Origin of the sequence: Caballeronia arationis (assembly GCF_001544975.2) — a bacterium.
GTDB classification, from domain to species: domain Bacteria; phylum Pseudomonadota; class Gammaproteobacteria; order Burkholderiales; family Burkholderiaceae; genus Caballeronia; species Caballeronia arationis.
Genome location: NZ_FCOG02000498.1, coordinates 1 through 994 on the forward strand (window position 1 = coordinate 1; position 994 = coordinate 994).

Sequence of the window (994 nt, forward strand, 5' to 3'; positions counted from 1 at the left end):
AGCGAGTTCGTCGACGAGCGTCGCGATCATGACGTCGAGGTCGGCGATCTCGTCGTGCAACTCCAGATAGCGACGTCCAAGTGACTTCAGGGCAATCCGACACGCAGAGGTCGGGTTCCGATAGTCGGACAGATCGGGACGCCACGCGGCCAACGTTCGGATGAGCTGCATGCGTGTCATCGCGCGTAGTGATTCGCGCAACTCATCAGGCGCGCTGATGATGGTATTGTGGATCAGCTGCAATGCGACGCGACGCGCCGAGATGGCCGTCTTCCGGCAGACTTTCAGAACGCGCAGCGATTCAATCATGCCATCGCGCGTCTTGGGCGTCACCGTACGCACACCGGCGAAGGCGGCATGAGCCGCGTTGTAGGCATCCAGCGTATCGTCCTTGCCACGTTTGCGCCGGTCGCTTTTATCCGGCGCAGTAACCTCCAGCACAGTTACCTGGGCCTGCTGTAGGTAGCGAAGTAAGCCCGCGCCATAGCTGCCGGTGCACTCGACGCCGACCCGGACAAGCTCACCGAATGAGCGCATCCAAAGCAACATCTGCTTGTAGCCGTGCCGCGTGGTTGGGAAGGATTCGCTGCCGAGAAGGCGATCATGTTCGTCAACGACAGCCGCAAAATGCAGATCCTTATGCGTATCAACGCCGCCTACGACGCTGCGACGGCCAGCAGTAGCCTGTTCTTCTTTCATACAGTCTTGCTCCGGTTGCCGATGGGGTATGGGCGATTTCACCGGCATCGAGTACCTGGACAAGACAGTAAAGTGACAGGGCGTCAGGCCCTTCTTGGGTCACACGTATCGACGAGGTGAAACCTCGCCGTTCGGCAGTTCCAGATGACCGACGGGTCCAGGGAAAGACATTGAGTCGATCGGAATGTGGGTCAGGTCGCCCGGAACGCTCTACGGCACCAGACCTCTCCCGAAAGCACCCTTTTTTCGAAACGGTGACTGCCCGGAAACACCTGGTACCCGTATTCTTACTGTC

General features: G+C 59.1%; 1 protein-coding gene. It reads right to left on the minus strand.

What is annotated here, in order from left to right; all coding sequences use genetic code 11:
* On the minus strand, positions 1–699 hold a 699-nt coding region (locus AWB81_RS43460), incomplete at its 3' end, for an IS110 family transposase (RefSeq protein WP_144444412.1).
* Positions 700–994 lie beyond the last annotated feature (295 nt).